The organism is Pseudomonas putida (assembly GCF_001941965.1).
GTDB classification, from domain to species: Bacteria; Pseudomonadota; Gammaproteobacteria; order Pseudomonadales; family Pseudomonadaceae; genus Aquipseudomonas; species Aquipseudomonas putida_L.
The window spans coordinates 60,474-85,177 of the sequence record NZ_MKZO01000001.1; the positions used below are offsets into that span (position 1 = coordinate 60,474).

General features: G+C 65.0%; 28 protein-coding genes. 17 read left to right on the top strand and 11 right to left on the bottom strand.

Annotated elements, in window-relative coordinates; genetic code table 11:
- Positions 1-12 precede the first annotated feature (12 nt).
- On the top strand, positions 13-747 hold the full coding sequence (gene cysZ, locus PSEMO_RS00260; protein ID WP_075801204.1) for a sulfate transporter CysZ: 735 nt from the start codon (positions 13-15) through the stop codon (positions 745-747).
- Here the strand turns inward: cysZ and PSEMO_RS00265 are convergent, their stop codons facing one another.
- Both PSEMO_RS00265 and PSEMO_RS00270 read right to left on the bottom strand, forming a co-directional pair.
- Positions 748-1,389: a DUF1109 domain-containing protein gene (locus tag PSEMO_RS00265; protein WP_075801205.1), complete on the bottom strand. Its 642-nt coding sequence runs from the start codon at positions 1,387-1,389 to the stop codon at positions 748-750.
- Entirely contained in the window at positions 1,376-1,963 is a 588-nt protein-coding gene (locus tag PSEMO_RS00270; protein WP_075801206.1) for a sigma-70 family RNA polymerase sigma factor, read from the bottom strand. Before PSEMO_RS00270 ends, PSEMO_RS00265 begins: the two co-directional genes overlap by 14 nt.
- 199 nt (positions 1,964-2,162) lie before the next feature.
- Between PSEMO_RS00270 and PSEMO_RS00275 the strand changes: the two genes are divergently transcribed.
- The 4 genes from PSEMO_RS00275 to PSEMO_RS00290 are packed head-to-tail and all read left to right on the top strand — an operon-like array spanning position 2,163 to position 4,509.
- The gene (locus PSEMO_RS00275) at positions 2,163-2,441 is read left to right on the top strand and encodes a BufA1 family periplasmic bufferin-type metallophore (RefSeq protein WP_075801207.1); all 279 of its coding nucleotides are present in this window, start codon (positions 2,163-2,165) and stop codon (positions 2,439-2,441) included.
- Between the two features lie 15 nt (positions 2,442-2,456).
- Entirely contained in the window at positions 2,457-3,290 is an 834-nt protein-coding gene (gene bufB, locus PSEMO_RS00280) for an MNIO family bufferin maturase (protein WP_075801208.1), read from the top strand.
- Positions 3,287-4,036 carry an HvfC/BufC N-terminal domain-containing protein gene (locus PSEMO_RS00285; protein ID WP_075801209.1) on the top strand — a complete coding sequence of 250 codons (750 nt, stop codon included), beginning with the start codon at positions 3,287-3,289 and terminating at the stop codon, positions 4,034-4,036. The genes bufB and PSEMO_RS00285 overlap by 4 nt, the downstream gene beginning before the upstream one ends.
- A gap of 11 nt (positions 4,037-4,047) precedes the next feature.
- Complete coding sequence (locus PSEMO_RS00290; protein WP_075801210.1) at positions 4,048-4,509, top strand: DoxX family protein; 462 nt, start codon at positions 4,048-4,050, stop codon at positions 4,507-4,509.
- Positions 4,510-4,606: 97 nt separating this feature from the next.
- On the opposite strand, the gene PSEMO_RS00295 is transcribed toward PSEMO_RS00290, so the two are convergent.
- Positions 4,607-5,920, bottom strand: a complete 1,314-nt coding sequence (locus PSEMO_RS00295) for a methyl-accepting chemotaxis protein (RefSeq protein ID WP_075801211.1) — start codon at positions 5,918-5,920, stop codon at positions 4,607-4,609.
- A gap of 179 nt (positions 5,921-6,099) precedes the next feature.
- Here PSEMO_RS00295 and PSEMO_RS00300 point away from each other — a divergent pair, with 179 nt between their 5' ends.
- Positions 6,100-7,317 carry a glycosyltransferase family 4 protein gene (locus PSEMO_RS00300; protein ID WP_075801212.1) on the top strand — a complete coding sequence of 406 codons (1,218 nt, stop codon included), beginning with the start codon at positions 6,100-6,102 and terminating at the stop codon, positions 7,315-7,317.
- Here the strand turns inward: PSEMO_RS00300 and PSEMO_RS00305 are convergent.
- The 3 genes from PSEMO_RS00305 to PSEMO_RS00315 form a co-directional block, all read right to left on the bottom strand.
- A complete protein-coding gene (locus PSEMO_RS00305) occupies positions 7,286-8,389 on the bottom strand; it encodes an NADH:flavin oxidoreductase (RefSeq protein WP_075801213.1) in 1,104 nt (367 codons plus the stop codon). The genes PSEMO_RS00300 and PSEMO_RS00305 overlap by 32 nt on opposite strands.
- Before the next feature lie 211 nt (positions 8,390-8,600).
- Positions 8,601-9,083: a glutathione peroxidase gene (locus tag PSEMO_RS00310; protein WP_075801214.1), complete on the bottom strand. Its 483-nt coding sequence runs from the start codon at positions 9,081-9,083 to the stop codon at positions 8,601-8,603.
- 156 nt (positions 9,084-9,239) lie between these two features.
- Entirely contained in the window at positions 9,240-9,725 is a 486-nt protein-coding gene (locus tag PSEMO_RS00315) for an FKBP-type peptidyl-prolyl cis-trans isomerase (RefSeq protein ID WP_075801215.1), read from the bottom strand.
- On the opposite strand from PSEMO_RS00315, the gene PSEMO_RS00320 reads away from it, so the two are divergent.
- From PSEMO_RS00320 to PSEMO_RS00330, 3 genes are read left to right on the top strand one after another with little or no spacing between them, the layout of a single operon-like run.
- A complete protein-coding gene (locus tag PSEMO_RS00320) occupies positions 9,694-10,020 on the top strand; it encodes a DUF3565 domain-containing protein (protein ID WP_075801293.1) in 327 nt (108 codons plus the stop codon). The two genes, PSEMO_RS00315 and PSEMO_RS00320, sit on opposite strands and share 32 nt — an antisense overlap.
- A gap of 34 nt (positions 10,021-10,054) precedes the next feature.
- Positions 10,055-12,151, top strand: a complete 2,097-nt coding sequence (gene pta / locus PSEMO_RS00325) for a phosphate acetyltransferase (RefSeq protein ID WP_075801216.1) — start codon at positions 10,055-10,057, stop codon at positions 12,149-12,151.
- Between the two features lie 3 nt (positions 12,152-12,154).
- Positions 12,155-13,033: an acyltransferase gene (locus tag PSEMO_RS00330; protein ID WP_075801217.1), complete on the top strand. Its 879-nt coding sequence runs from the start codon at positions 12,155-12,157 to the stop codon at positions 13,031-13,033.
- Positions 13,034-13,113: 80 nt separating this feature from the next.
- Here PSEMO_RS00330 and PSEMO_RS00335 read toward each other — a convergent pair whose 3' ends face one another.
- Together PSEMO_RS00335 and PSEMO_RS00340 are read right to left on the bottom strand one after the other, a co-directional pair.
- Positions 13,114-13,809 (bottom strand): OmpA family protein, encoded by a 696-nt coding sequence (locus PSEMO_RS00335; protein ID WP_075801218.1) that lies wholly within the window; start codon positions 13,807-13,809, stop codon positions 13,114-13,116.
- Between the two features lie 92 nt (positions 13,810-13,901).
- The gene (locus PSEMO_RS00340) at positions 13,902-14,546 is read right to left on the bottom strand and encodes an MBL fold metallo-hydrolase (protein WP_075801219.1); all 645 of its coding nucleotides are present in this window, start codon (positions 14,544-14,546) and stop codon (positions 13,902-13,904) included.
- A gap of 143 nt (positions 14,547-14,689) precedes the next feature.
- Between PSEMO_RS00340 and PSEMO_RS00345 the strand changes: the two genes are divergently transcribed.
- The 3 genes from PSEMO_RS00345 (at position 14,690) to PSEMO_RS00355 (ending at position 18,742) form a co-directional block, all read left to right on the top strand.
- Positions 14,690-15,217 (top strand): RNA polymerase sigma factor, encoded by a 528-nt coding sequence (locus PSEMO_RS00345; RefSeq protein WP_075801220.1) that lies wholly within the window; start codon positions 14,690-14,692, stop codon positions 15,215-15,217.
- A complete protein-coding gene (locus PSEMO_RS00350; RefSeq protein WP_075801221.1) occupies positions 15,214-16,152 on the top strand; it encodes a FecR family protein in 939 nt (312 codons plus the stop codon). The genes PSEMO_RS00345 and PSEMO_RS00350 overlap by 4 nt, the downstream gene beginning before the upstream one ends.
- 94 nt (positions 16,153-16,246) lie before the next feature.
- On the top strand, positions 16,247-18,742 hold the full coding sequence (locus PSEMO_RS00355) for a TonB-dependent siderophore receptor (RefSeq protein WP_075801222.1): 2,496 nt from the start codon (positions 16,247-16,249) through the stop codon (positions 18,740-18,742).
- 66 nt (positions 18,743-18,808) lie between these two features.
- Here the strand turns inward: PSEMO_RS00355 and PSEMO_RS00360 are convergent, their stop codons facing one another.
- Together PSEMO_RS00360 and PSEMO_RS00365 are read right to left on the bottom strand one after the other, a co-directional pair.
- Complete coding sequence (locus PSEMO_RS00360) at positions 18,809-19,735, bottom strand: AEC family transporter (protein ID WP_075801223.1); 927 nt, start codon at positions 19,733-19,735, stop codon at positions 18,809-18,811.
- A gap of 90 nt (positions 19,736-19,825) precedes the next feature.
- The gene (locus tag PSEMO_RS00365; protein ID WP_075801224.1) at positions 19,826-20,710 is read right to left on the bottom strand and encodes a LysR substrate-binding domain-containing protein; all 885 of its coding nucleotides are present in this window, start codon (positions 20,708-20,710) and stop codon (positions 19,826-19,828) included.
- A 148-nt stretch (positions 20,711-20,858) separates the two neighbouring features.
- On the opposite strand from PSEMO_RS00365, the gene PSEMO_RS00370 reads away from it, so the two are divergent.
- Both PSEMO_RS00370 and PSEMO_RS00375 read left to right on the top strand, forming a co-directional pair.
- Positions 20,859-21,251, top strand: a complete 393-nt coding sequence (locus tag PSEMO_RS00370; protein WP_075801225.1) for an NUDIX hydrolase — start codon at positions 20,859-20,861, stop codon at positions 21,249-21,251.
- Positions 21,252-21,447: 196 nt separating this feature from the next.
- Positions 21,448-21,732, top strand: coding sequence for a DUF6555 family protein (locus PSEMO_RS00375; RefSeq protein WP_075801226.1), 285 nt, complete (start codon positions 21,448-21,450; stop codon positions 21,730-21,732).
- A gap of 107 nt (positions 21,733-21,839) precedes the next feature.
- Here the strand turns inward: PSEMO_RS00375 and PSEMO_RS00380 are convergent, their stop codons facing one another.
- Positions 21,840-22,331 (bottom strand): GNAT family N-acetyltransferase, encoded by a 492-nt coding sequence (locus PSEMO_RS00380; protein ID WP_075801227.1) that lies wholly within the window; start codon positions 22,329-22,331, stop codon positions 21,840-21,842.
- Between the two features lie 255 nt (positions 22,332-22,586).
- Between PSEMO_RS00380 and PSEMO_RS00385 the strand changes: the two genes are divergently transcribed.
- From PSEMO_RS00385 to PSEMO_RS00395, 3 genes are all read left to right on the top strand, one after another.
- Complete coding sequence (locus tag PSEMO_RS00385; protein ID WP_081430176.1) at positions 22,587-23,471, top strand: DMT family transporter; 885 nt, start codon at positions 22,587-22,589, stop codon at positions 23,469-23,471.
- Positions 23,472-23,811: 340 nt separating this feature from the next.
- The gene (locus PSEMO_RS00390; protein ID WP_075801228.1) at positions 23,812-24,123 is read left to right on the top strand and encodes a hypothetical protein; all 312 of its coding nucleotides are present in this window, start codon (positions 23,812-23,814) and stop codon (positions 24,121-24,123) included.
- Between the two features lie 241 nt (positions 24,124-24,364).
- Entirely contained in the window at positions 24,365-24,700 is a 336-nt protein-coding gene (locus PSEMO_RS00395; protein ID WP_075801229.1) for a YceK/YidQ family lipoprotein, read from the top strand.
- Positions 24,701-24,704: the final 4 nt, after the last annotated feature.

A 24,704-nucleotide genomic window follows, 5' to 3' on the forward strand; every position in this document is an offset into this window, starting at 1 on the left:
CCGGAGCCTTCTATGCAAGCCCCTGTTCTGTCCGGCCCGCAATACCTGCGCGAGGGCCTGAAGCTGGTCCTCAGCCCCGGCCTGCGGCTTTTCGTGCTGCTGCCGCTGGCCATCAACCTGCTGTTGTTCGTTGGCCTGATCTACCTGGCCGGGCATCAGTTCGCCCTGTGGGTCGATGCCCTGATGCCGACCCTGCCGAGCTGGCTGAGCTTCCTCACCTATGTGCTCTGGCCGCTGTTCGTGGTGCTGGTGGTGTTGATGGTGTTCTTCAGCTTCACCCTGCTGGCCAACATCATCGCCGCGCCGTTCAACGGCTTCCTCGCGGAAAAGGTCGAGGTGGTGGTGCGTGGCAAGGACGACTTCCCGCCCTTCAGTTGGGGCGAGCTGGTGGCCATGGTGCCGCGCACCTTCGGCCGTGAGATGCGCAAGCTCGGCTACTTCCTGCCACGGGCCCTGGGCCTGTTCATCCTCTCGTTCATTCCGGTGGTGAACATCGTTGCTGCGCCGCTGTGGCTGCTGTTCGGGGTGTGGATGATGGCGATCCAGTACATCGACTACCCGGCGGACAACAACAAGATGAGCTGGCAGGACATGCTCGCCTGGCTGCGCGCCAAGCGCTGGCAGAGCCTGAGTTTCGGCGGGATCACCTATGTAGCGCTGCTGGTGCCGTTCGTGAATATCCTGATGATGCCGGCGGCGGTGGCGGGGGCGACCCTGTTCTGGGTGCGCGAACGCGACGGACGCTGACTACCAGCGCAACAGGCGCGGCCCCAGGGCCGCGCCGATCAAGGTGGGCAGCAGCATGCCGAGCAAGTACCAGATCCCCCAGAACGGAATGCCCATCTCCGGGCAATGCAGGCAATAGGCGAGTGTTGCCGTGCTGCCCGCCAGCAGGCCGCCTGCCGCGCCAGCCTGGCGCAAACGGGTTGGTGCCAGGCCGCGCAACGCCCAGAACACCGCGATGAAGGTCGGCACCGACAACAGCCCGATATTCAATGCACAGGTGCGCCAGGTACTGCCGAAGATCAGTGCGGCCCGGGCCTGCGGCGCAGCATCGGCAAGACTCAACGCGGCCCCGAGCCAGACCAGCAGCACCGGCAAGGCCAGCAGTACCCAGATCGCTCCGCCCTTCACTCCCGGTCGCGACAACCGCTGATTCAGCCAGATTGCCAGCAGCGCCAGACTGCCCGGCAAGGCCACCTTGCCCCAGAACAGCGGTGTCGGCGCGACCTGCGCAAGGTCGCTGCGCACGCCATACAGACTTGCCACCAGCAACAGCGCGAGAAGCGTTCCGCCCAGCAGGGCAAGCCCCATGCGGCGCAGCACGGCATGGCGCTGCACCGGGCCCTCGCCGCTGGCCAGCAGGTTGATCAGTTCATCGGTCTTCATCGTTAGGCTTCCCTCGAATCATGCCCGCCAGCGCCTTCAGCCCGCGGTGAATGCCGACCTTGACGGCCGAGCCGGACAGCCCGGTCAGGCGCGCCGTCTCTTCCACCGACAGGCCCTCGACCTTGACGTGGAGGATCGGCAGGCGCTGACGCTCGGGCAACTGCTCCAGCAGCTTGTTGAGGTCACGACGGGCATCGCTCGCCTCTTCATCGCCTTCGCCGAACAGTGCGTCCTCTTCGCCCAGCGGATCATGCAAGGCATCCCGACGGGCAAAGCCGCGGAAATGATCGGCCAGCTTGTAGCGGGCAATGGCTTGCACCCAGGCAGTCAGCGGCTGCTCCGCCTGATAGGTATGGCGGGCATTGTGCACCGCCAGCAGCACCTCCTGCAGCAGGTCTTCGACCTCCTCCGGGCGCTGCCCGAGTCGTCGGCGCAGGAACCCACGCAAGTGGATGGCCAGGGCCGCGAGGAATTCGCGGTAGGCCAACGCATCGCCGGCCATCCCCTGCAGCAGCAGGGTCCGCAACTGCGCCTCGCGCTCGCTCAGCACCTCATATGAACCAGTTCGTTGCATTGGCCTGCCAGGTTACACCCATGGGGAGATTTATTTTCCAGTCGCCGGGAAACACGGCTCGGGGTGGAACATTAGGAGAGCGCAGAAGGAATCTCAAAAAAATTTTCGATCCGCTGTAACCGTTGCCGATTCCCCGGCGAATTACTCCACGAGCCGGCGGTAAATCACCGCGGCCATCCAACCCTGTGGAGACTGCACCATGAACAACCTCACCCTTGCCACCGCTGCCCTCGCCCTCGCTGCCCTGGCCGGTACCGTGCATGCCGACGACACAAAGACCCAGGCCCCGGCCATGGAGAAATGCTACGGCGTGGCCATGGCCGGCAAGAACGATTGCAAGGCCGGTGCCGGCACCACCTGCGCCGGTACGGCGAAGAGGGACTATCAGGGCAATGCCTGGAAGAACGTCCCCGCCGGCACCTGCACCTCGATCAAGACGCCCAACGGCATGGGCTCGCTGACCCCGCTGAAGTCCTGACCCGGAGCGCCGGCCATGAACCCGTGCAAGCACATCGGCGCAGGCCTCGGCCTCAAGGCGGAGCATTACGCCGAAGCCCTGGCCTGCACGGCCCCGGGCCTGTGGTTCGAGGTCCATCCGGAAAACTACATGGTCGGCGGTCCGCGTCGTGCCTGGCTGCAGCGGATCGGCGAACGTCATCCGCTGTCGCTGCACGGGGTCTCGCTGTCCCTGGCAGCGGATGCAGCCCCGGATGAAGCACATCTGGGCCGTCTTCGCGACCTGGTGGACCTGCTCGATCCGCTGCTGGTTTCCGAGCACCTGGCCTGGTCGGCCTGGCGCGGCACCTATCATCCGGACCTGCTGCCCTTTCCACGCACCAACGAGGCGCTGGGGCGTATCGCCGACAACGTCCAGCGCACCCAGGAGGCGCTGGGCCGGCGTATCGCCGTGGAAAACCCCAGCCATTACCTGCGTCTGGACGGGCACGACTGGGACGAGGTCGACTTCCTCGGCGAACTCGCCCGGCGTACCGGCTGTGCCCTGCTGCTGGACGTCAACAACGTCCATGTCAGCGCCCACAATCTCGGCTACAGCGCCAGCGCCTGGCTGGAGCGAGTGCCTGCGGCGCTGGTCGCCGAAATCCATCTGGCCGGTTTCAGCGACGACGATACCGGCAACCTGCTGATCGACTCCCATGCCGCGGCCGTTGCCGAGCCGGTCTGGGCGCTGTACCGACAACTGATCCAGCGCATCGGCCCGCGTCCGACCCTGATCGAGCGCGACGATGCCATTCCCGCCTTCGGCGAACTGCTGGGCGAACGCGAGACGGCCCAGCGCCTTCTCGATCAAGCGGAGCGACGCTCATGAAACTTGGAGAGTTCCAGGACGCCTTCGTCGCAGCGCTTTACCAGCGCCCGGCCCCTGCGTTGCTCGACCTGACCGCCCAGCCGGCATTCGCGGTGTACCGCAACACGGTGCTGAAGGGCTATGTCGATGCGCTGTGCGCCAACTTCCCCAGTGTCGAACGCCTGGTCGGCAGCGACTGGATGCACGCGGCAGCCAGCGCCTATGCATTGGCTTCGCCACCCGAGGATGCACGACTGGTGTTGTACGGGGCGAACTTCCCGGCCTGGCTCGCCGCCCTGCCCAACCTTGTCGAACTGCCCTGGCTGGCCGACGTGGCCCGCCTCGATCACGACTGGCTGAGCGCCTTCTGCGCACCTGACGACCCGGCACTCGACCTCGCTGCACTCACCGGCATCACCGCCAGCGACCTGGCCAACCTGAACCTGATGCCACGCCGTTCGGTGCGCTGGCGCTGGTGTAAAACCCACCCGGTCTACAGCCTCTGGCACTACAACCGCGAGGGGCTGGACTGGCACGACCAGGTGCCGTGGCAGGGCGAGGGCGCGCTGCTGGTCGGTGACCCGGACGGCGTCGCCCATCAGGCACTGGAGCCAGCAGGGTGCGCATTCCTCGACGCCTGCGCCGCCGGCGACACCCTCGATCACGCCTCGTCCCGGGCCCTGGCGATCCGGCCCGACCTCGATTTCACCGACCTGCTCGGACGCCTGCTGCGCGCCCGGGCGTTCCGCCCTCTGGCGCTCGATTGAAGGAGTCCGTCATGGATATCAGTCAAACCACCCCGCATTGTTCGCGCTCGCTCTACAACCGTATGGCCGACGCGGCGCAACGGCTGCTCGACGACTCCGTCCTGAGCCTGGTCGCGCGCCTGGCCATCGCCGGGGTGTTCTTCCTGTCCGGGCGCACCAAGGTCGAGGGCCTGCTGACCCTGACCCCGGGCACCTTCGAACTGTTTCGCAGCGAGTACATGCTGCCGCTGGTCCCGCCGCACCTGGCGGCCTACCTGGCGACCTACGCCGAGCATCTGTTTCCGCTGTTGCTGGTCCTGGGGTTGTTCACCCGTGGCGCGGCGCTGGCCTTGCTGGGCATGACCCTGGTGATCGAGATCTTCGTCTATCCGGATACCTGGCCGACGCATCTGACCTGGGCCGGATTGCTGTTGCTGCTGATCGCACGGGGCGGTGGACGATGGTCGCTGGACCGGTTGTTGCGGATTCGCTGATCGAACAGCTGCAAGCTTCAAGCCGCAAGTCATAAGAAAAAGCCGGCCATCGCTGGGTCTGCTTTTGTCTTATGGCTTGCGGCTTATGGCTTGCAGCTCACCTCAACTGATTGGAGAACTGCCCCACCGCATTCACCACCTTCTGCGCGCCATCCTGGATTTCGGTAATCACCGTCCCGGTCTGCCCCGCCAGCTCCAACCCCTGCTCGGCCTGGCGCTTGCTGCTGTCGATGATGTCCACCGCGGCCTTGGCCAGTTGCTCGTTCTGCTGCACCACCCGGGCGATTTCCTCGGTGGCGGTGCTGGTGCGCGAAGCCAGTTGGCGGACTTCGTCGGCGACCACGGCGAAACCACGGCCCTGCTCGCCGGCACGGGCCGCTTCAATGGCGGCGTTGAGCGCCAGCAGGTTGGTCTGCCCGGCGATGTCGCTGATGGTCTTGATGATCGAGCCGATCACCTGGGACTGCTTGTCCAGCGCCTGGATGCCGTTGGCGGCGTCCTGCATGTAGGACTCCAGGCCACGCATCACATCGACGGTCTGGGTCACCACCTCGGTGGCACGACGTGCGCTGGTGTCAGTGGCCAGGGAGTTGGTGTAGGCGATGTCGGCCGCCTGGGCGACGGCGTTTTCCTGGTTCACCTGCTCGGTGATCACGGTGGCGAACTTGACGACCTTGTAGAGCACGTCATGGGCATCGATGATCGGGTTGTACGAGGCCTCCAGCCAGACGGTGCGGCCATGGGCATCGACGCGCTTGAAACGCTCGGCGATGAATTCGCCCCGGCGCAGCTTGTCCCAGAACGCCTGGTACTCGGCAGAGTTGTACTCTTCCGGCTCGCAGAACATGCGGTGGTGTTTGCCGCGTACCTGTTCAAGGCTGTAGCCCATGGTGCGCAGGAAACGGTCGTTGGCCGACAGCACTTCGCCATTGAGGTTGAACTCGATCACCGCCGTGGAACGCATCAGCGCCTTGATCAGGCTCTCGTGCTCGCGGGAGGTCTCGATGGTCCGGGTCAGGTCGCTGGAGTGCATGGTGAAGTACTTGATGCGCCCGTTACCGTCCTTGACCGGTTGCAGGATCGAGCGCAGCCAGGCTTCTTCACCGTTGCCACGCAGCAGGCGGAAGGCGCCGTTGAGGTGTTCGCCACGGGCGATGGCCTGCTTCATGCGCTGGTAGAAATCCAGCGGCTTGACGTGGGCCGGAACGATCTCCTCGATAGACCGGCCGACCAGTTGCGAACTGCTCCAGCCCATCTCCTTCTCGAAATTGATGTTCGCCGACTCGATGCGCCCGCTCGGGTCCAGTTGCAGGACCAGCATCTCGCTGTCCAGGCTGTCCTTGACCTGTTCCAGGCTCAGCAGTCTTTCACGCAGTTCTTCGTTTTCTTTCTTCAGTTTGCTGTTGAACATCACCGCTCTCCTGGAGCGCTATCGTCATCGGGGAATGCCCAATGCATCGGCTGGCGGGGTGTCATTCTTGAGCAATAAAAGCGGAATATTTGATCGCAAAAAATGCCGGATATCGGGCGTCATGCAGTTGTCACCCGCGCGTCATCCAGGCGCCATTTGCCCGCCGGAGACTGGGCACCATGACGACACTCCCGCTGCACATCACCCTTATCAGTGAAACCTTCCCACCGGAAATCAACGGCGTGGCCAACACCCTTGGCCGCCTCAGCGACGGCCTGCGCCAGCGCGGCCACCGAGTGGAACTGGTGCGGCCGCGCCAGAACGACGATCCGCCCGGGCAGACCAACGCCGACCAGTTGCTCTGTCGCGGTTGGCCGCTGCCGGGCTATCCGGGGTTGCAGTGGGGCCAGGTGTCGATGCACAAGCTGTTGCGGCGCTGGCGCCGGGATCGCCCGGACGTGCTCTACATCGCCACCGAAGGCCCGCTGGGCCTGAGCGCCCTGCGCGCCGCCCGGCGCCTGGGGATCACCGTGGTCAGCGGCTTCCACACCAATTTCCAGCAGTACTCCAACCAGTACGGCCTCGGCCTGCTGGCCCGGGCACTGACCAACTACCTGCGCTGGTTCCACCACCGTACCCACAGCACCCTGGTGCCGAGCCCTAGCCAGCGCCTGTCCCTGGAACGGCGCGGTTTCGAGCGTCTGGCCCTGCTTTCGCGGGGTGTCGACAGTTGCCTGTTCAACCCGGCGCGACGCAATCCGGCGCTGCGCGAACAGTGGGGGTTGGGCCCTGACGATATCGCCTTGCTCTATGTCGGACGGCTGGCAGCGGAAAAGAACCTGGGCATGCTCGGGCGCACCCTGGAGGAGTTGCAACGCAAATATCCGAAGCAGCGCATGCGCCTGGTGATCGTTGGCGACGGCCCGCAGTGGGCGGCCTTGCAGGCGCAACTGCCGGACGCCATCTTCTGCGGTCCGCAGCGTGGTGAACAACTGGCCAGGCACTATGCCAGCGGTGACATCTTCCTGTTTCCGAGCCTGACCGAAACCTTCGGCAACGTGGTGCTGGAAGCGCTGTCTTCAGGACTGGGCGTGGTCGCTTACGACGAGGCCGCAGCAGCCCAGCATATCCGCCACGGCCACAACGGCGCGCTGGCGATGCCGGGCGATGCCGCAGCCTTTATCGATGCCGCCTGCTGGCTGCTGGAAGACGGCGAGACCCTGCGCCGGGTTCGCCTCAATGCCCGCCAGCACGCCAGCCGCCAGGGCTGGCCGGCGATCGTCGAGCAGTTCGAGGAACACCTGCGCAGCGCCTGCGAACCACTGCGGCCCGAGCCCGCCGTCAAAAGCGGGCCAGGGCTGCTGGTCAAACCAGGCTCGTCAGCGCCTCACGGCTGAACGGCAGGATCTCGCCCTCGCGGCCGTCACGTACCTTGGCCGCCCACTGCGGATCCACCAGCAGCGCACGCCCTACCGCCACCAGGTCGAACTCCTCGGCGTCGAGGCGTTGCAGCAGGTTTTCCAGGCTGGCCGGTTGCGCCACCTTGTCGGTATCGACCATGAACTGCAGGAACTCGCCATCCAGGCCGACACTACCGACGGTGATGGTCGGCTTGCCAGTGAGCTGACGGGTCCAGCCGGCCAGGTTCAGGGGCGAGCCCTCGAACTCCGGCTCCCAGAAGCGTCGGGTCGAGCAGTGGAAGATATCCACGCCGGCCTCGGCCAGCGGCTTGAGGAAATCGCCCAGGGCTTCCGGGGTGGTGACCAGGCGCGCGCTGTAGTCCTGCTGTTTCCACTGGGAGAAGCGGAAGATGATCGGGAAGTCCGGGCCGACGGCGGCGCGGACCGCCTGGATCAGCTCGATGGCGAAACGCGAGCGGCCGGCGAGGTCACCGCCGTACTCGTCATCGCGACGGTTGCTGGCCTCCCAGAAGAACTGGTCGATCAGGTAGCCGTGGGCGCCGTGGATCTCGACGCCGTCCATGCCGATGGCCTGGGCGTCCTTGGCGGCCTGGGCGAAGGCGGCGATGACGGCCTGGATATCCTCGCGGGTCATGCCATGGACCACCACCTGGTCGTCCTTGAGTTTCTCACTCGGGCCGTAGCCCGGGACGCTGGCGTCCGGCTCGGTGCCGAGGCGACGGACCATGCCCACGTGCCACAGTTGCGGCACGATGCGCCCGCCCTCGGCGTGGACGGCGTCGACCACCTTTTTCCAGCCGGCCAGGGCGTCTTCACCGTGGAAGCGCGGAACGTTGGGGTAGCCGTTGGCGGCCTTGTGGTCGACGGTGGTGCCCTCGGTGATGATCAGGCCGACACCGGCGGCAGCGCGGCGACGGTAGTAGTCGACCACCTTGGCATGAGGCACGCCGCCGGGGCAGAAGGTGCGGGTCATCGGGGCCATGACCACGCGGGTCGGCAGTTCCAGGGCGCCCAGTTGGAAAGGCGTGAACAGTGCGGTGGCGGACATGTGGCGCTCCTCGGGATGAAAGGCGCCTGAGCATAGGATGGGTGAGGTGGGGGGACGAGTACTATTGATCCGGGTGATTGGGGAGCAAAGATTTTGTGTTGTTCTTCCGGGCCTCATCGCTGGCAAGCCAGCTCCCACAGGTTTCGCGGTGCACGCGGTCCTTGTGGGAGCTGGCTTGCCAGCGATGAGGCCCGAAAGGCCAGCAAGGAAATCAGGCCAATGCCTTCTCGATCGCCTGCACCACCGCCGGATCATCCGGCGCGGTCCGCGGCGAAAACCGGGCCAGCACCCGCCCGTCCTTGCCCACCAGGAACTTCTCGAAGTTCCAGGTGATATCCCCGGGAAACTCCGCGCCCTCGCCCGCCAGCAGGCGATACAGCGGATGCCGGTGCGCGCCGTTGACCTCCAGCTTGCCCCCCAGCGGGAAGCTCACCCCATAGTTGAGGCTGCAGAACTGAGCGATCTCTTCCTCGCTGCCCGGCTCCTGCCCGGCAAACTGGTTGCACGGCAGGCCCAGCACGCTGAAGCCCTTGGCCTTGTATTGCTGATGGAGATTTTCCAGCGCCGCGTACTGCGGCGTCAGGCCACATTTGGAGGCGACATTGACCACCAGCACCACCTGGCCCTTGAACGGTGCCAGCGACAGGTCCTGGCCGTTCAGCGCTTGCAGTTTCAGGTCGTGAAATGCACTCATGACGTACTCCCCTCTACGACGGATCCCGGTCATCCCGGCGGCCGACCACGAACGCGGCCCACTAAAAAGGCGCCTGGCCTGCCGCATGCGCCCTTGCGGGACTGCACGACGGAAGGACAAGGCGCCTTCGCGACTCTCTGAGCTTAGCGCAGAAAATCAGTGGTGATGGCCACCTTCGCCATGGACGTGGCCATGGGCGATTTCTTCTTCGCTGGCGTCACGCACGTTGACCACTTTCACCTTGAAGTTCAGGCGCTGGCCAGCCAGTGGGTGGTTGCCGTCGACGGTGACGTCGTCGCCGTCCAGGTCACGAATGGTGACGATCTGCATCTGGCCGTCCGGCGCCGAAGCGTGGAACTGCATGCCGACTTCCAGTTGGTCGACACCTTCGAACATGCTGCGGTTCAGGGTGCTGACCAGCTCGGCCAGGTATTCGCCGTAGGCGTCTTCCGGCTCGATGGTGACGTCCAGCTCTTCGCCGACGCCCTTGCCTTCCAGGGCTTTTTCCAGGCCCGGGATGATGTTGGCGGCGCCGTGCAGATACACCAGCGGCGCGCCGCCGGCGGAGCTGTCGATGACCTCACCGGCGTCGTTGGTCAGGGTATAGTCGATGGAGACAGCCTTGTTGGCGGCGATCAGCATGGGGCGAGACCTTTTGCATAAGAAGTATGAAGGGCCAAGTGTAACCAACGCATCGGCCGAAAGCGAACGCAACCCGGACAAACGGGTCAGCCGGATCGAGGGTTTCCATCAGGACGAAGACGGCCATTGGGTGGTCGATCTGTCTTGCGGCCACACCCAGCATCTGCGCCACCAGCCGCCCTGGCAGTCGCGGCCCTGGGTGCTCGACGCCGACGAGCGCCAGCGCCGCATCGGCCAGGCTTTTGCCTGCGGCTGGTGCGCGAAAGGGGCCGATAGCGATACCCTTGGCAATTGACGCTTTTTGCACTCGCTCAATTCGAGAAGTCCGCATGCAAACTTTTTTCATCGCGCCGACCGACTTCGGCGTCGGCCTGACGTCCATCAGCCTCGGCCTGGTCCGCACCCTGGAGCGGGCCGGCCTGAAGGTCGGCTTCTTCAAGCCGATCGCCCAGCCGCACCCCGGTGACACCGGCCCGGAGCGCTCCACCGAACTGGTCTCGCGCACCCACGGCCTGAAACCGCCCACGCCCCTGAGCCTGGCCCATGTCGAGCGCATGCTCGGCGAAGGCCAACTGGACGAGCTGCTGGAAGAAATCATCACCCTCTACCAGCAGGCCTGCGTCGACAAGGACGTGCTGGTGGTCGAGGGCATGGTCCCGACCCGCCACGCCAGCTACGCCGCCCGGGTCAACCAGCACCTGGCCAAGAGCCTCGACGCCGAGGTGATCCTGGTCTCCGCGCCGGAAAACGACGTGCTTGCCGAACTCTCTGGCCGCGTCGAACTGCAGGCTCAGCTGTTCGGCGGCCCGCGCGATCCAAAGGTGCTCGGCGTGATCCTCAACAAGGTGCGCAGCGACGAGGGCATGGCCGAGTTCGCCAGCCGCCTGCGCGAGCACTCGCCCCTGCTGCGCAGCGGCGACTTCCGCCTGCTCGGCTGCATCCCGTTCCAGGCCGGGCTCAACGACCCGCGCACCCGTGACGTCGCCGACCTGCTCGGCGCCCAGGTGCTCAACGCCGGCGACTACGAAACCCGGCGCATGAACAAGATCATTCTCTGCGCCCGCACCGTGGCCAATACCGTGCCGCTGCTCAAGCCCGGCACCCTGGTGGTGACCCCGGGCGACCGCGACGACATCATCCTCGCCGTCAGCCTCGCCGCGATCAACGGCGTGCCCCTGGCCGGCCTGCTGCTGACCAGCGACAGCAAGCCCGACCCGCGCATCCTCGAGTTGTGCCAGGGCGCCCTGCTCGCCGGCCTGCCGATCCTCTCGGTGAGCACCGGCTCCTACGACACCGCCAACCAGCTCAACCAGCTCAACAAGGAAATCCCGGTGGACGACCGCGAGCGGGCGGAGATCATCACCGACTTCGTCGCCAGCCACCTGGATGCCGACTGGCTCAACCAGCGCTGCGGCACGCCACGGGAAATGCGCCTGTCGCCGGCGGTGTTCCGCTACCGCCTGATCCAGCAGGCCCAGGCGGCGAACAAGCGCATCGTCCTGCCCGAAGGCGCCGAACCCATGACCGTGCAGGCCGCCGCCATCTGCCAGGCCCGCGGCATCGCCCGCTGCGTGCTGCTGGCCAAGCCGGAGGACGTCCAGGCCGTGGCCCGGGCCCAGGGCATCAGCCTGCCGGAAGGCCTGGAGATCCTTGATCCGGACCTGATCCGCGAGCGCTACGTCGAGCCTATGGTCAGCCTGCGCAAGAGCAAGAGCCTGAACGCGCCGATGGCCGAGCAGCAACTGGAAGACCCGGTGGTGATCGGCACCATGATGCTGGCCCTGGACGAAGTCGACGGCCTGGTCTCCGGCCTGGTCCACTCCACCGCCAACACCATTCGTCCGGCCCTGCAGTTGATCAAGACCGCGCCGGGCTGCAGCCTGGTGTCCTCGGTGTTCTTCATGCTCTTCCCCGAGCAGGTGCTGGTGTACGGTGATTGCGTGATGAACCCGCACCCGAGCGCCGCCGAGCTGGCGGAAATCGCCCTGCAGAGCGCCGACTCCGCCGAGTCCTTCGGCATTACCCCGCGTGTCGCGATGATCAGCTACTCCAGCGGCGACTCGGCCACGGGCGAGGAAGTGGAAAAGGTCCGCGAGGCGACCCTGCTCGCCCAGGAAACCCAGCGCGCCCTGCAGATCGACGGCCCGTTGCAATACGACACCGCCGCCAACAGCGACATCGCCCGGCAACTGGCGCCCAACAGCCCGGTGGCCGGGCGTGCCACGGTGTTCGTGTTCCCTGACCTGAACACCGGCAACACCACGCACAAGGCGGTGCAGCGCAGCGCCGACTGCGTCAGCCTTGGGCCGATGCTGCAAGGCCTGCGCAAACCGGTGAACGACCTGCCGCGCGGGGCCCAGGTGGACGACATCGTCTACACCATCGCCCTCACCGCGATCCAGGCCAGCCACGCGGCGGAGTTCTGAATCATGGCCGACAAGCTGCGCGGCACCCTCGCCGCCCTGCTGCTGGGGCTCAACACCCTGGTCTGCTGCACGCCGCTGTTCATCGTCAGCCTGGTCAAGCTGTGCCTGCCGTTCGCGGCGGCGCAGCGGGTCACCGACGAACTCATGCGGCATATCCACGAAGCCTGGATCAGCAACAACAAGGGCTGGATGAAACTGCTCGGGCGTACCCGCTGGCAGGTCGAGGGGCTGGAGGGCTTCGACTACCAGCACAGCTACCTGATCACCAGCAATCACCAGAGCTGGGTGGATATCCTCGTCCTGCAATACGTTCTGAACCGGCGCATCCGCCCGCTGAAGTTCTTCCTCAAGCAGGTGCTGATCTGGGTGCCGGTGATCGGCCTGGCCTGGTGGGCGCTGGGCTTTCCGTTCATGAAGCGCTACAGCAAGGCGTACCTGGACAAGCACCCGGAGAAACGTGGCAAGGACCTGGAAACCACGCGCAGGACCTGCGCGAAATTCCGTGGCAAGCCGACGGCGATCTTCAACTTCGCCGAGGGCACGCGCTTCACCCGGGCCAAGCATGACCAGCAGCGGTCACCCTTCCGTCATTTGCTCAAGCCGAAGGCCGGCGGGATCGCCTTCGTGCTGGATGCCATGGGTGAACAGCTGGAGTCGATCATCGACGTCACCATCCACTATCCGGACAGCGCGCCCGGCTTTTGGGACCTGCTCTGCGGACGGGTGCGGCGGATCGTCGTGCAGTTCGAGGAACTGGCGATTCCGGAGGAGTTTCTCGGCAAGAGTTATGACCAGGACGAGGAATACCGGGTGGCGTTCCAGCAGTGGATCAACCGGTTGTGGGAGAGGAAGGATCAGCGGTTGGAGCAGTTGAATCGTTGAAACCTTGAGGGCCTCATCGCCGGCAACGCCGGCTCCCACAGGTATAGCGTCGGCATTGCCGGCGATGAGGCCAGCAAAGATTACTGCTGGTAGTTCTGCCCTGGAATCGGCTTCAGGTTCACTTCTACCCGGCGGTTCTGCGCCCGCCCGTTGGCATCGGCGTTGCTCGCGATCGGCTGGTCAGGGCCCATGCCGCGCACGCTCACCCGGGTCCCGTCCACGCCTTGCGAGGTCAGGTAGGTGCTCACTGCCTGCGCCCGGCGCTGCGACAGGTCCATGTTGTGCTGGCGGCTGCCGGTGCTGTCGGTGAAGCCCACCACCTCGATGGTGTTCTGGTTGAACTGCTTGAACGAGTTCGCCAGGTTGTTCAGCGGCGAGTAGAAGCTCGGGGCGATGTTCGCCGAGTCGGTGGCGAAGGTGATGTTGCCCGGCATGATCAGCTTGATCTGATCGCCTTCACGCTGCACTTCCACCCCGGTATTGGCCATGCTCGCGCGCAACTCGGCTTCCTGCTTGTCGGCGTAGTAGCCGTAGCCCGCGGCCGCGGCACCCACGGCCGCCGCGCCGATCAGCGCGCCCTTGCCACGGTTGTTGTGATCGATGGCGGCACCGGCGATGGCACCGGCCAGCGCGCCCAGGCCGCCGTACTTGGCGGTCTTGCTCATCCCTGAGGAGCCCTGCGCCTGACCCTGGTTGTCATAAGGGTTCTGGCTGGCACAGCCAGTCATCAGGGCAGCGGCGGTAGCGACGATAATCAAGCGACGCATGGTGAACATGGACAAGCTCCTGCGAAATTCGTGTAGATGGCAAACTGATTTGAGTTCGCCACCAGCCTTGGAGTGCGGCGGCGAGGAAAAATTCCCTTGGCTCATGCCCGAACGAAGGGGTTCTCGCGCATTTCCTCGCCCAAACGGGTGTCAGGGCCATGCCCGGCCACCACGGTCGCCTCTTCATCGAGGCGATACAGCCGCTGTTTGATGGATCGAACGATAGTCGCCTGATCGCCACCCCACAAATCGGTACGGCCCACGCCACGGCGGAACAGGGTGTCGCCGGCGATCAGCAGCTTGGCGTCGGCGAACCAGAAGCTCATCGAGCCCGGGGTGTGCCCGGGGGTATGCAGCGCGACGCCGCAACCGCAGGCCAGCTCCTCGTCATCCGCCAGCCAGCGGTCCGGCGACGGCACCGGCACATAGGGCACGCCGAACATGCGGCACTGCATCTCCAGGTTGTCCCAGAGGAACTGGTCGTCCTTGTGCAGGTGCAGGGTCGCGCCGGTCTTTTCCTTCAACTGGCCGGAGGCGAGGAAGTGATCGAGGTGGGCGTGGGTGTGGATGATGCTGACCACCTTCAGACCATGGGCGTCGAGCTTCTGCATGATCAGGTCGGGGTTGCCGCCCGGGTCGACGACGATGGCTTTCTTGGTGATGGGGTCGCCGATGATGGTGCAGTTGCATTGCAGCGGGCCGACGGGGAAGGTTTCGCGGATAAGTGCGGTTGGGGCGGGATTCATGACAGCGTCCTCTCTGGCGAATCGCCCATTCTAGCCATTCCCGCGACCACCCCCGAAGCACCGCAGTGACGCGCAAAAATCTCAATTGCGAAAAATTCTTATTCACTGCTACCATGCGCCCGCTTCGCACGGGGAGACGCGCCATGGAGCCGGGAGTCGGCAAACACGAGCTGGACGCTTTATTCGTCGACCAACGACCGGTGCTGGTGCGCATGCTGGCCAAGGTGGTGGGCTGCGCCACCCTGGCCGAGGACCTGGCCCAGGAAGCCTACCTGCGCGTGGCCCAGGCCATGCAGGGTCGGCAGATCGAGCACTTGCGGGCCTTCCTGTACCAGACCGCCCAGCACCTGGCCTTCGACCACTTGCGCAGCCAGCGCAGCAAGCGCCGTTTCGAGTGCGCCGCGGATGACGATGCCCAGCTCGCCGCCGTGCCCACCCCGCAACCCGGCCCCGAATCCCATGTCCAGGGCCAGCAGCAACTGCGCCAGTTGCAGGCGGTGCTGCGCCGTCTGCCCGAGCGCCAGCAGCGTATACTCCTGCTCCACCGCCTGCATGGCCTGTCCCAGGGCGACATCGCCGCCCGCTTGGACATCTCGCTCAGCACCGTAGAAAAGGATTTGCGCATGGCCCTGGCCGCCTGCCTCAAGGGCACCGAATGGGGGTCGCGATGAGCGTCCACCACCTGCCCGAAACCTGCGAAGAACAGGCCCTCGCCTGGTTCACCCGAAGCCTCGATGCGCCTCTGTCCGAGGATCAGCAACAGGCCTTTCTCGCCTGGCTCGACGCCAGCCCGGAGCACGCCGAAGCCTATGCCCGGGTAGAAAACCTCTGGCAGGCAGACAGTTTCGAACAGGCGCTGCGCGATCTCGAAAGCGACCTCACCCCTACACGGCGTCCACAAGCCCGGCGCTGGACCGGCTGGGCCACTGCCGCCGCAATCACCCTCGCCCTCGGCACCTGGTTCGGCGACCTGCCCCTGCGCCTGCAAGCCGACTACCTCACCGCCGTCGGCGAACAACAGCGCATCACCCTCCCCGATGGCTCGCACCTGCTTCTGGGCAGCAACAGCGCCGTCAGCGCGACGATCGACAACGGCCAGCGTTCCCTGCGCCTGCTGCGTGGCGACCTCTACCTCGAAGCCGCCCACGACAGCCAGCGCCCGCTGCGGATCAAGGCCGACAAGGCCAGCGTGGAGGTGGTCGGTACACGCTTCAGCGTCAGCTTGCGTGATGACGATGTGGCGGTGGCCGTGGATGAAGGTCGTGTACGCCTGAGCAATGCCAGCGGCGATTCCAGCCTGCTCGGACCGGGTGCCTGGCAGCATCTGCGTGGCGAGCAACTGGGTGAATTGCATCCCTGGGGCAGCGCCGACCAGCACGGCTGGACCGAGGGCCGACTGATCTTCCAGGACCGTCCGCTAGCCGAAGTGCTGGAGGAACTGGGCCGCGAGCGGCATGCGCCGATCCTGCTGTTCGGGGACGCCAGGAAGTTGCGGGTCAGTGGCAACTACCGTCTTGATGATCCCGAAACCGTGGTCACCGCCCTGACCCGCCTGGCCGGCGCACAACTGGCCCGTCTGCCCGGCGGTATCCTGGTGGTTCACTGAGCACAAGAAATCCCAAAAAATTTTTACGGGTTCCCCACCCTCAACCCGTCAAGGTGATTCGCGGTTGCAAATCATTCCTGTTCATGAGGGTTCCATGCAGCACTTCAACGTCAAGACCATCTTTGCCAACAGCGCCCTGGCGCTGGCAGTCTGCCTGGGCAGCGGCCAGATCCTGGCGGCCTCGCAAGCGTCCAGCAGCAGTCAACAGGAGCTGCGCCAGCGCTTCGACATCGCCGCGCAACCGCTGTCCAGTGCCCTCAACCAGTTCAGCCGCGAGACCGGCTGGCAGGTCGGCTACACCGCCGACCTGGCGCGGAACGTGAACAGCAAGGGCGTGAACGGTGAAATGACTGCCAGCGAAGCGATCGTGCAACTGCTCGCCGGCACCGGCCTGGGTTTCGACTTCAGCGGACCAAAGGCGATCCTGCTCAACCGCCTGCCCGACGACGGCACCCTGCAACTCTCCGCCACCAGCATCGTCGGCACCGGCGAACTGGGCGGCTACACCGAGAACTCCGGGTCCTACACCAGCGGCGCGGTCACGGTCGGCGGCAAGATGGCCCACAGCCTCAAGGACACCCCGCAGTCGGTGACCGTCATCACCCGCCAGCGCATGGAAGACCAGGCCATGACCAACCTGGCCCAGGCCCTCGACCAGACCCCGGGCATCACCCTGGTGGGCGGCAATGACGCCAACACCAAGATCCTTTCCCGCGGCTTCAACCTGACCAATATCCAGGTCGACGGCGGCGCGCCTTCGATGCGCGAGCAGACCTACGACAGCCTCGCCGATACCACCGCCTACGACCATATCGAAGTGCTGCGCGGCTCCGACGGTCTGTTCGGCGGCACCGGCGAGCCCGGCGGCGCGATCAACCTGGTCCGCAAGCGCGCCCTGGCCGAACCGCAGTTGAAGATCAGCACCTCCGCCGGCAGCTGGGACAACTACCGCAGCGAAGTCGACGTCACCGGCCCGATGGGCTTCGACGGCGCCCTGCGCGGGCGCCTGGCGGCCTCTGTCGAGGACAAGCGCTACTTCTACGACGGCGCCGATAGCGACAAGCACGTGCTCTACGGCACCCTCGAAGCCGACCTCACGCCGGACACCACCGTCAGCATCGGCGGCATCTACGAGTGGCGCGACATGGACGGCTACTGGGAAAACGGCATGCCGCGCTACAGCACCGGGGCCCCGTTGGGCCTGTCGCGCAGCGCGACCCTGGCCGCCGACTGGTCGACCAACAACTACAAGCGCACCGAAACCTTCCTCAAGCTCGACCACCGTTTCAGCGACGACTGGAAGGTCAACGGCAGCTTCACCCGCATCCGCTTCGACTCCGAGCAGGACATGGGCGAAACCAGCAACCCGGTGAACCCCGATACCAACGCCGGCGCTACCTTCCAGCGCGTGGTGCGCAACTTCGACAACCACCAGGACCTGTTCGACGCCAACCTGCAGGGCACCTTCGACGCCTTCGGCCGCCGTCATGAACTGGTAATGGGCGTGGACTACTCGGATATCCGCCGCAGCTACGCCGACCACAGCGAATGGACCTCGCGCATCCCGGTGGATGTCTTCAGCACCGATATCGGCGCACTGCCCAAGCCTGCCGAGCCGGCGCTGTACTACGAGTACCCGGACTGGAACGTACGCAAGCACGGCGCCTACATCACCACCCGCCTGGAGCTGGCCGACCCACTCAAGGCCGTGCTGGGTGCGCGCTATTCGGACTACTCCAGTACCCTGCTGGCGATCGTTCCGTCGTTCGGCACCAACAGCAAGGGTGGCGGTGACGACAGCGGCATCGTCACGCCCTACGGTGGCCTGGTCTACGCGCTGAATCCGCAATGGTCGGTCTACACCAGCTATGCGCAGATCTACAAACCGCAGATCGAAACCCTCGGCGCCGACTTCGCGCCCCTCGACCCCATCGAAGGCGACACCTACGAACTGGGCACCAAGGGCGAACTGCTGGACGGGCGCCTGAACCTGTCCGCCGCGCTGTACTACACCAAGCAGGAAAACAACGCGATCTACGTGTACTCCCAGGCCAGCACCTCGAATGCCTGCTGCTACGTGGCGGGCGGCAAGAACGTCAGCCGTGGCCTGGACCTGGAAGTCAGCGGCGAGCTGACCCCAGGCTGGCAGGTCAGCGCCGGCTACACCTTCAACATCAACGAACAGCGCAAGACCGGCGACGACGCCAGCGCCGGTACGCCGATCAGCACCCAGACGCCCAAGCACCTGTTCAAGTTCTTCACCACCTACCAGTTGCCGGGGCAATTCAACGACTGGAAGGTAGGCGGCGGCGCGACCATCCAAAGCCGCAACTACGTGACTGGCAACGTGCAGCGACGCCTCGAGGATGGCTCGTTGAGCCCGAGCACCAACAGCTTCGAGTACACCCAGGCCGGCTACGCGATCTGGAATGCCCTGGTCGAGTACCGCATCGACGAACACTGGACCGCTGCGCTCAATGGCAACAACCTGTTCGACAAGGAGTATTACCAGACGGTGGCGAGCAGCGCCTATGGCAACTGGTACGGGGCGCCGCGCAACTACATGCTGACCTTGCGCGGGAGTTTCTGAAGGATTTGTAGTGTTCTTCCGGGCCTCATCGCTGGCAAGCCAGCGATAGGGCCCTCGAGAACACCCTCAAATCCACGGCAACAGACTGCTCACGGCCAACGGCAGGGCCACCCCCGCCAGCAACGTCTGCCCGGCAATGATCCCTGCCATCAGCGGCGCATCCCCACCCAGTTGCCGGGCCATGATGTAGGACGACGAAGCCGTCGGCAGCGCCTGGAACAGCAGCGCCGCGATCGCCGCCTCGCCACTCAGCCCGAACAGATGACAGGCCGCCAGGGTCACCATCGGCATCACCACAAACTTCGCCACCGACGACATTCCCACCGGCCGCACCCAACTGCGCGCCGCCTTCAGGTCCAGCGCCGCGCCCACGCACAGCAGGCCCAGCGGCAATGACGCCTGCCCCAGCGCCTTCAGCAGTGGCTCGATCACCGGCGGCAGGCCCAGCCCGGTGGCATGCAGGAAGACCCCGCCGGCGCAGGCCATCAACAACGGATTGAAGGCCATCTGCCGGGCCACGCCTTTCCAGGTCATGCGCCCCGCCGCGCCATAACGGGCGAACACCAGCACGCAGAGGATATTCACCGTCGGCACGATGGCGGCGTTGGCCACCGCCGCCAGGGCGATGCCCTGGGTGCCGAACAAGCCCGCCGCCGCTGATACGCCGACGTAGTTGTTGAACCGCACCCCACCCTGGAACACCGAGGTGAACGCCGCATCACTCACCGCGAAACAGCGCCGCGACAGCACCAGCAACATCGCCACCAGCACCGTGGATGACACCAGCGCCAGGGCCATGCCCAGCACCGGCACGCCGTCCAGCTTCGCCGTTGCCAGGCCATGCACGAACAGCGCCGGCAGCAGCACGTAGTAGCCCAGGCGCTCGGCCTGGGGCCAGAAGGCATCGGCGATGAACTGGCTGCTGCGCAACCAGGTGCCAAGCGCGATCAGCAGGGCAATGGGCACGAGGGCGAGCAGCAGGGCGAGGGTCATGGCAGGGTCCGGACGATCAGCAGATGACCGTCACGATAAAGACCTGAACGCTTGATTAAAAACGATGAATTATTGAGCCATCCTCAAGTTTTACTCATCGGTCAGTGCAGCCTGCCGGCGGATCGCCTGGGCCAGCGCCGCTGCCAGGCGGCCTCGGGGGCGATCCTCGCGTTCGATCAGGACCACCTTGCGGGTCCGCTGCGGATCACCGAAAGGACGGTAGGCCAGATGCTCGATGCGCTGCAGCATCCGATCCGACGACGGCACGATGGACACGCCCAGGCCGCTGGCGACCATCCGTATCAGCGCCTCCTGGCTATCCAGTTCCATGGTGGTGCGCACCCGCAGGCGCATGCGCCGCAGCTCGCGCTCGATGGTGCGCCCGGCCCAGGCGCGGCGGTCGAAGCGGAAGAAGGGCTGCTCCTGCAACAAGGTCCGCGAATCGATATCGGCCAGTTGCCGCGGCGCGATGATCCAGAAGCCGTCCTCGTACAGCACCGTGCTCACCAGGCCATAAGGATGCGGCTTGACCGGCTCGGTGGTGACCGCCGCGTCCAGTTCCCCCGCCTCGACCCGGGTCGCCAGCTCCGCCGACATCCCCGACAGCACGTTGACGCGAAGATGGGGATGCTCGCTGCTCAACGCGGCCAGCGCCGCCGGCAGGATGCCCGCCAGCGCCGTATGGATGGCGCCTACCCGCAAGCGCCCGCGCAGCTCGCTGTCCTCGCCAAGATCCGCCGCGATGCTGTCGTACAGCGCCAGGATCTCCCGCGCCCGCTCCAGGGCCAGGTGCCCGGCCTCGGTCAGCACCGGCAGGCGCCGCGAGCGGTCGAACAGCGGCGCGTTGAACTCCTCCTCCAGCCCGCGGATATGCAGGCTCACCGCCGACTGGGTGAGGTGCACCGCCTCGGCGGCACGGGCAAACGAGCCGTGTTGGGCAATGGCGACCAGGGTTCGCAAGGCACGCAGGGACATGGGTAAAAGTCCGTAGGAAATGATGAATGGTCTGATCGGCGGCCTCGCTGGCACGCCAGATGCTTTCGACTTCGACTACGTTTAATTGAACCTGACCGGAAGTAAACAAGTCTCGGGAAAAAGAACACGGATTTACAGGATTGCACCCATGTCAGGAAAGGAACGCAGATACAAGGCCAGGGCCACTATCATCTGCCTGCGCAGCGGCAAGGTGTTGCTGGTGCGCAAGAAAGGCGGCAAGTGGAACTTCCCCGGTGGCACGGTCGAAGCCGGCGAGCAGCCGGTACAGGCTGCCGCCCGTGAGCTCGAAGAAGAAACCCGGCTGCGCTGCCTTGGGCTGTTGCAATTGTGCTCGGTTGAAGTGGGCAATATCGTCCATCACGTCTTCACCACCCAGTTCGACGACTACACCGAAGCGGTGGCCGACAACGAGATCGTCGCCTGTAAATGGGTACGTCGCGAACAGCTCGACGGCACCGCGCTCACCGCCAATGCCACAGCGCTGATGCTACGCCGGCTGCCTGCCCTCTGCGCCGGTTGAACCGCGCGTTTTGCACGGCCCGTCCGGGCCGGTCATGCAAAATGCACCGCCCCTCCTCCGCCCTCGCCAATGTTTGCTGGCTAAAACCCCTGTGACCAAACAGGCACGGCATTCGCAATGATCCCGTCACAATCCGATGCCTCGGCGCATCACGGCTGGTCAAACGGCTGGACAGCAAAACGGAGGGATTCCACCAATGGCGGGACAACAGTTGTACGTAATCGACTATGAGCTTCAGGGTCAGCCGCGCAGTTTCATCATTCGCCTGGAAAACATGGACAACGCCGAGGCCTGGCACTGGGCGAGTTGCGATGCCGGGGTGGGGGTGATTCCGCGCTTCGGGCAGCAGAAGATCAAGAAGGTCAGCCGGCCGATGGCCGAGCGCTACGGGATTACCAACGTGCGCTGGCGCGTGTCGGGCAAGGGCCCGGAGTTCAAGCCGATGCCGGTGGATATGGGGAAGTTTGCCGGGTCTGATTGATCCAGGGTGGCCTCTCGGGCCTCATCGCTGGCAAGCCAGCTCCCACAGTGACCGCATGCACCGCCGGACCCGTGGGAGCTGGCTTGCCAGCGATGAGGCCCTGAAAGTCACCCGAGAACCTTGGCCATTTCCGCCGTCTTATCCCATCCAAGCCCCTCATACACCGGCCGCCCCACCTCGGTAGCATGCAACACCGCAAACCCCAGCCCGCGCCGGGTGAACTCCGCCTCTCCCAGCCTCATCAACTTCGAAGCCAGACCCCGCCGCCGATACGCCGGCTCCACATACACATTCAGCACATACCCCCGCTGGTCCTGCTGCGGATGCGCCGGATGCGGTGGCCACTCGATGCTCATCAAGCCGATCGCCGCCGCGACCGTCCCGTCACCCAGCACGGCGAACCCGTAGTAGCGCCCATCCTCCAGGCGCGGCAGCAGCCAGGGCCGGAAGTGCTCGCTCATCACCCGCAACGTCGCCGGATCACCGCCAGCCTCCAGGAACATCGCCTCGCGATGCACGCAAATCAGTTCGGCGTCCTCCGGCAGCAGCCGGCGAACGGTCAGCGGAGCGAAATCGATATCACCGGGAATGTCGGTCATCACACTCATACCTTGGTCGGAGGCCCCGATTGTGAAACCCGTCCCGGCAAAGCGTTAGACACAGATCCGCTTTGCCCTCGCCATACAGTTGCGCCCTGCGACCAAAGTACCGACCCCATCGACGACAAAGAAAAACTTCTTTGCCCAAGCGTCAAATGCCCTCTATGAATTGCACATCACGCCCACTTGATCGCAACTCCATGCATCGAGCGCAATACGGGCGCAAAAGCTTTTCTACACACAGGCAACGTTGACATGAACAACAACAAGACGACGGATGCTGTACCGTTTTCCCCTTCCGCCCACTGGATCGGCCCGGCGCTGTTCGCCCTGCTGGCTTTCGCCGCCAACTCGATCTTCTGCCGCCTGGCCCTCATGCATGGCGATATCGACGCGCACTCGTTCACTGCCGTACGCCTGCTCAGTGGCGCGCTGTTGCTCTTCTGCCTGGTGCGTCTGCGCCAGCCTGGCCAGGCCCTGGGCGGCAGTTGGAAGGGCGGGCTGGCGCTGCTTGCCTATGCCTGGCTGTTTTCCATCGCCTATGTGCAACTGGGCGCGGGGGTCGGCGCGCTGATCCTGTTCGGTGCGGTGCAGATCACCATGTTCGCCTGGTCCTGGTTCAAGGGCGACCGGGTCGAGGCGCGGGTGCTGGCGGGCATGCTGGTGGCCTTCGCCGGGCTGATCGCCCTGCTGCTGCCCGGGGCCAACGCGCCTGCGCCGCTGAGCGCGCTGTTCATGGTGGTGTCCGGCATCGCCTGGGGCGCCTACTCGCTGATCGGCAAGGGCTCGGCCGATCCGCTGGGCGACACCGCGGGCAATTTCCTGCGCAGCCTGCCGTTGCTGGCAATCCCGGCACTGGTGGCCCTGCCTTCCGGTCAGCTCACGGCCAACGCCCACGGGCTGCTCTATGCCCTGGCCTCCGGCGTGCTTGCGTCAGGCGCGGGTTATGCGGTGTGGTATGGCGTGCTCAAGCAGGTCAGCGCGCAGCAGGCGGCCACCATGCAACTGAGCGTGCCAGTGATTGCTGCGCTGGGTGGGGTGGTGCTGCTGGGGGAACCATTGTCACTGCGCTTGGCAGTTATTTCGGCAGTGGTTCTGGGTGGGGTGGGACTGGCGTTGGGCAGGCGGAAGGCGAAATAACACGGCCAAGATTGGCCATATTCGGCTACGAAACTTCACCGGCTTCCGACTTTCTTGTAGGCAATTTCCCAAGCATACTTCCGCCGCTTGTTTGCCGTTGCGTGCTGGGGAAACGCTGCCTAGTCTTGCTGCCGTCGCTGATGTCTGGCGACCGGCTTTGACAGGCCGAAGTTTGCAGATTCTCCCTCAGCACCAGCCTCCTGCTTAATGGCGGCTGTACGTGTGGGCGCACTCGTGCGCGCCGGGCTTCTCTGCTCTCGGTCTGTCAACCCACGTACAGCTGCCACCCGATTGTTTGACAGCACTTCGGGGTCAGTTTCATCAGCAGAGAGAGGTATCCATGAAAAAGATCGTCCCCGATCCACCCGCACCATCCCCGCGTGCCGTCACCGTCCACACCCGCTTCGCCGCCTGCAATGGCCATCATCCCCCGTTGTTTGCCGTATGTGCCGGCGCCGATGTGGACGAGGCATTGCTCCATCTCATCGTGCTGCTGCGCTCGGCCTATGAAACCAATCTGCAGGCCTGCGATGTAGTGAAGGACAATCATCTCGCCGGCATCCTCTGGGCGACCCAGCACACCCTGGAGGCATCGCAGGCGTTGGCCGAGTCGATGTTGAGCGGGATCGCGCAGCAGCAGGCTTCGGGTTGAGTCAGCACTGATTCCGTCGTTGCTGATGGCCTCATCGCCGGCAAGACCGGCTCCCACAGAGTTCTGCGGTGCACGCGGTCACTGTGGGAGCTGGCTTGCCAGCGATGAGGCCGGAACTGACAGAAGTAGTCCCCCGCCTACCCCAGCACCATTTCCCTCCTACCTTCCCCTCGCCGTCGGCTGATAGCCCGACATCCGGCTCCAGCGGTTAACTACCCGCTCTTCGCAAAGGAGTCACCCAATGACCATCCGCAACCTGCTCTTGATCTTCATCGCCCTGGCCCTGACCGGCTGCGGGACCTTCAATACCGTGGTGCGCGGCGACCAGGTGACGGCAAAGAACCTCCGGGAATGGCGTACCCACTGCGCCTCCCTGCCCCGGGTCTACAGCGGGGCGGTGTACAACTTCTGCCTGCTGAATGGCGAGCCGAACTATTCCACCCGCGCTCCCGGCTCGCCTGCCGGGATACCCTTCGCCGTAGTGGATATCGCCTTGTCCGGTGTGCTGGATACCCTGGCATTGCCGTACACGATCTATCGCCAGGTGGAGGACGGGAATATCGAACTCCATCCGTAGTGGG

Coding starts and splice junctions, on each gene's coding strand:
- PSEMO_RS00390 (WP_075801228.1), top strand. CDS start 23,812: ATGAAAAAGATCGTCCCCGATCCACCCGCACCATCCCCGCGTGCCGTC.
- PSEMO_RS00345 (WP_075801220.1), top strand. CDS start 14,690: ATGGAGCCGGGAGTCGGCAAACACGAGCTGGACGCTTTATTCGTCGAC.
- bufB (WP_075801208.1), top strand. CDS start 2,457: ATGAACCCGTGCAAGCACATCGGCGCAGGCCTCGGCCTCAAGGCGGAG.
- PSEMO_RS00355 (WP_075801222.1), top strand. CDS start 16,247: ATGCAGCACTTCAACGTCAAGACCATCTTTGCCAACAGCGCCCTGGCG.
- PSEMO_RS00285 (WP_075801209.1), top strand. CDS start 3,287: ATGAAACTTGGAGAGTTCCAGGACGCCTTCGTCGCAGCGCTTTACCAG.
- PSEMO_RS00290 (WP_075801210.1), top strand. CDS start 4,048: ATGGATATCAGTCAAACCACCCCGCATTGTTCGCGCTCGCTCTACAAC.
- PSEMO_RS00305 (WP_075801213.1), bottom strand. CDS start 8,389: ATGTCCGCCACCGCACTGTTCACGCCTTTCCAACTGGGCGCCCTGGAA.
- PSEMO_RS00270 (WP_075801206.1), bottom strand. CDS start 1,963: ATGCAACGAACTGGTTCATATGAGGTGCTGAGCGAGCGCGAGGCGCAG.
- PSEMO_RS00375 (WP_075801226.1), top strand. CDS start 21,448: ATGGCGGGACAACAGTTGTACGTAATCGACTATGAGCTTCAGGGTCAG.
- PSEMO_RS00310 (WP_075801214.1), bottom strand. CDS start 9,083: ATGAGTGCATTTCACGACCTGAAACTGCAAGCGCTGAACGGCCAGGAC.
- PSEMO_RS00370 (WP_075801225.1), top strand. CDS start 20,859: ATGTCAGGAAAGGAACGCAGATACAAGGCCAGGGCCACTATCATCTGC.
- cysZ (WP_075801204.1), top strand. CDS start 13: ATGCAAGCCCCTGTTCTGTCCGGCCCGCAATACCTGCGCGAGGGCCTG.
- PSEMO_RS00315 (WP_075801215.1), bottom strand. CDS start 9,725: ATGCTGATCGCCGCCAACAAGGCTGTCTCCATCGACTATACCCTGACC.
- PSEMO_RS00320 (WP_075801293.1), top strand. CDS start 9,694: ATGGAGACAGCCTTGTTGGCGGCGATCAGCATGGGGCGAGACCTTTTG.
- PSEMO_RS00265 (WP_075801205.1), bottom strand. CDS start 1,389: ATGAAGACCGATGAACTGATCAACCTGCTGGCCAGCGGCGAGGGCCCG.
- PSEMO_RS00350 (WP_075801221.1), top strand. CDS start 15,214: ATGAGCGTCCACCACCTGCCCGAAACCTGCGAAGAACAGGCCCTCGCC.
- PSEMO_RS00385 (WP_081430176.1), top strand. CDS start 22,587: ATGAACAACAACAAGACGACGGATGCTGTACCGTTTTCCCCTTCCGCC.
- PSEMO_RS00340 (WP_075801219.1), bottom strand. CDS start 14,546: ATGAATCCCGCCCCAACCGCACTTATCCGCGAAACCTTCCCCGTCGGC.
- PSEMO_RS00335 (WP_075801218.1), bottom strand. CDS start 13,809: ATGTTCACCATGCGTCGCTTGATTATCGTCGCTACCGCCGCTGCCCTG.
- pta (WP_075801216.1), top strand. CDS start 10,055: ATGCAAACTTTTTTCATCGCGCCGACCGACTTCGGCGTCGGCCTGACG.
- PSEMO_RS00275 (WP_075801207.1), top strand. CDS start 2,163: ATGAACAACCTCACCCTTGCCACCGCTGCCCTCGCCCTCGCTGCCCTG.
- PSEMO_RS00330 (WP_075801217.1), top strand. CDS start 12,155: ATGGCCGACAAGCTGCGCGGCACCCTCGCCGCCCTGCTGCTGGGGCTC.
- PSEMO_RS00300 (WP_075801212.1), top strand. CDS start 6,100: ATGACGACACTCCCGCTGCACATCACCCTTATCAGTGAAACCTTCCCA.
- PSEMO_RS00380 (WP_075801227.1), bottom strand. CDS start 22,331: ATGACCGACATTCCCGGTGATATCGATTTCGCTCCGCTGACCGTTCGC.
- PSEMO_RS00295 (WP_075801211.1), bottom strand. CDS start 5,920: ATGTTCAACAGCAAACTGAAGAAAGAAAACGAAGAACTGCGTGAAAGA.
- PSEMO_RS00365 (WP_075801224.1), bottom strand. CDS start 20,710: ATGTCCCTGCGTGCCTTGCGAACCCTGGTCGCCATTGCCCAACACGGC.
- PSEMO_RS00395 (WP_075801229.1), top strand. CDS start 24,365: ATGACCATCCGCAACCTGCTCTTGATCTTCATCGCCCTGGCCCTGACC.
- PSEMO_RS00360 (WP_075801223.1), bottom strand. CDS start 19,735: ATGACCCTCGCCCTGCTGCTCGCCCTCGTGCCCATTGCCCTGCTGATC.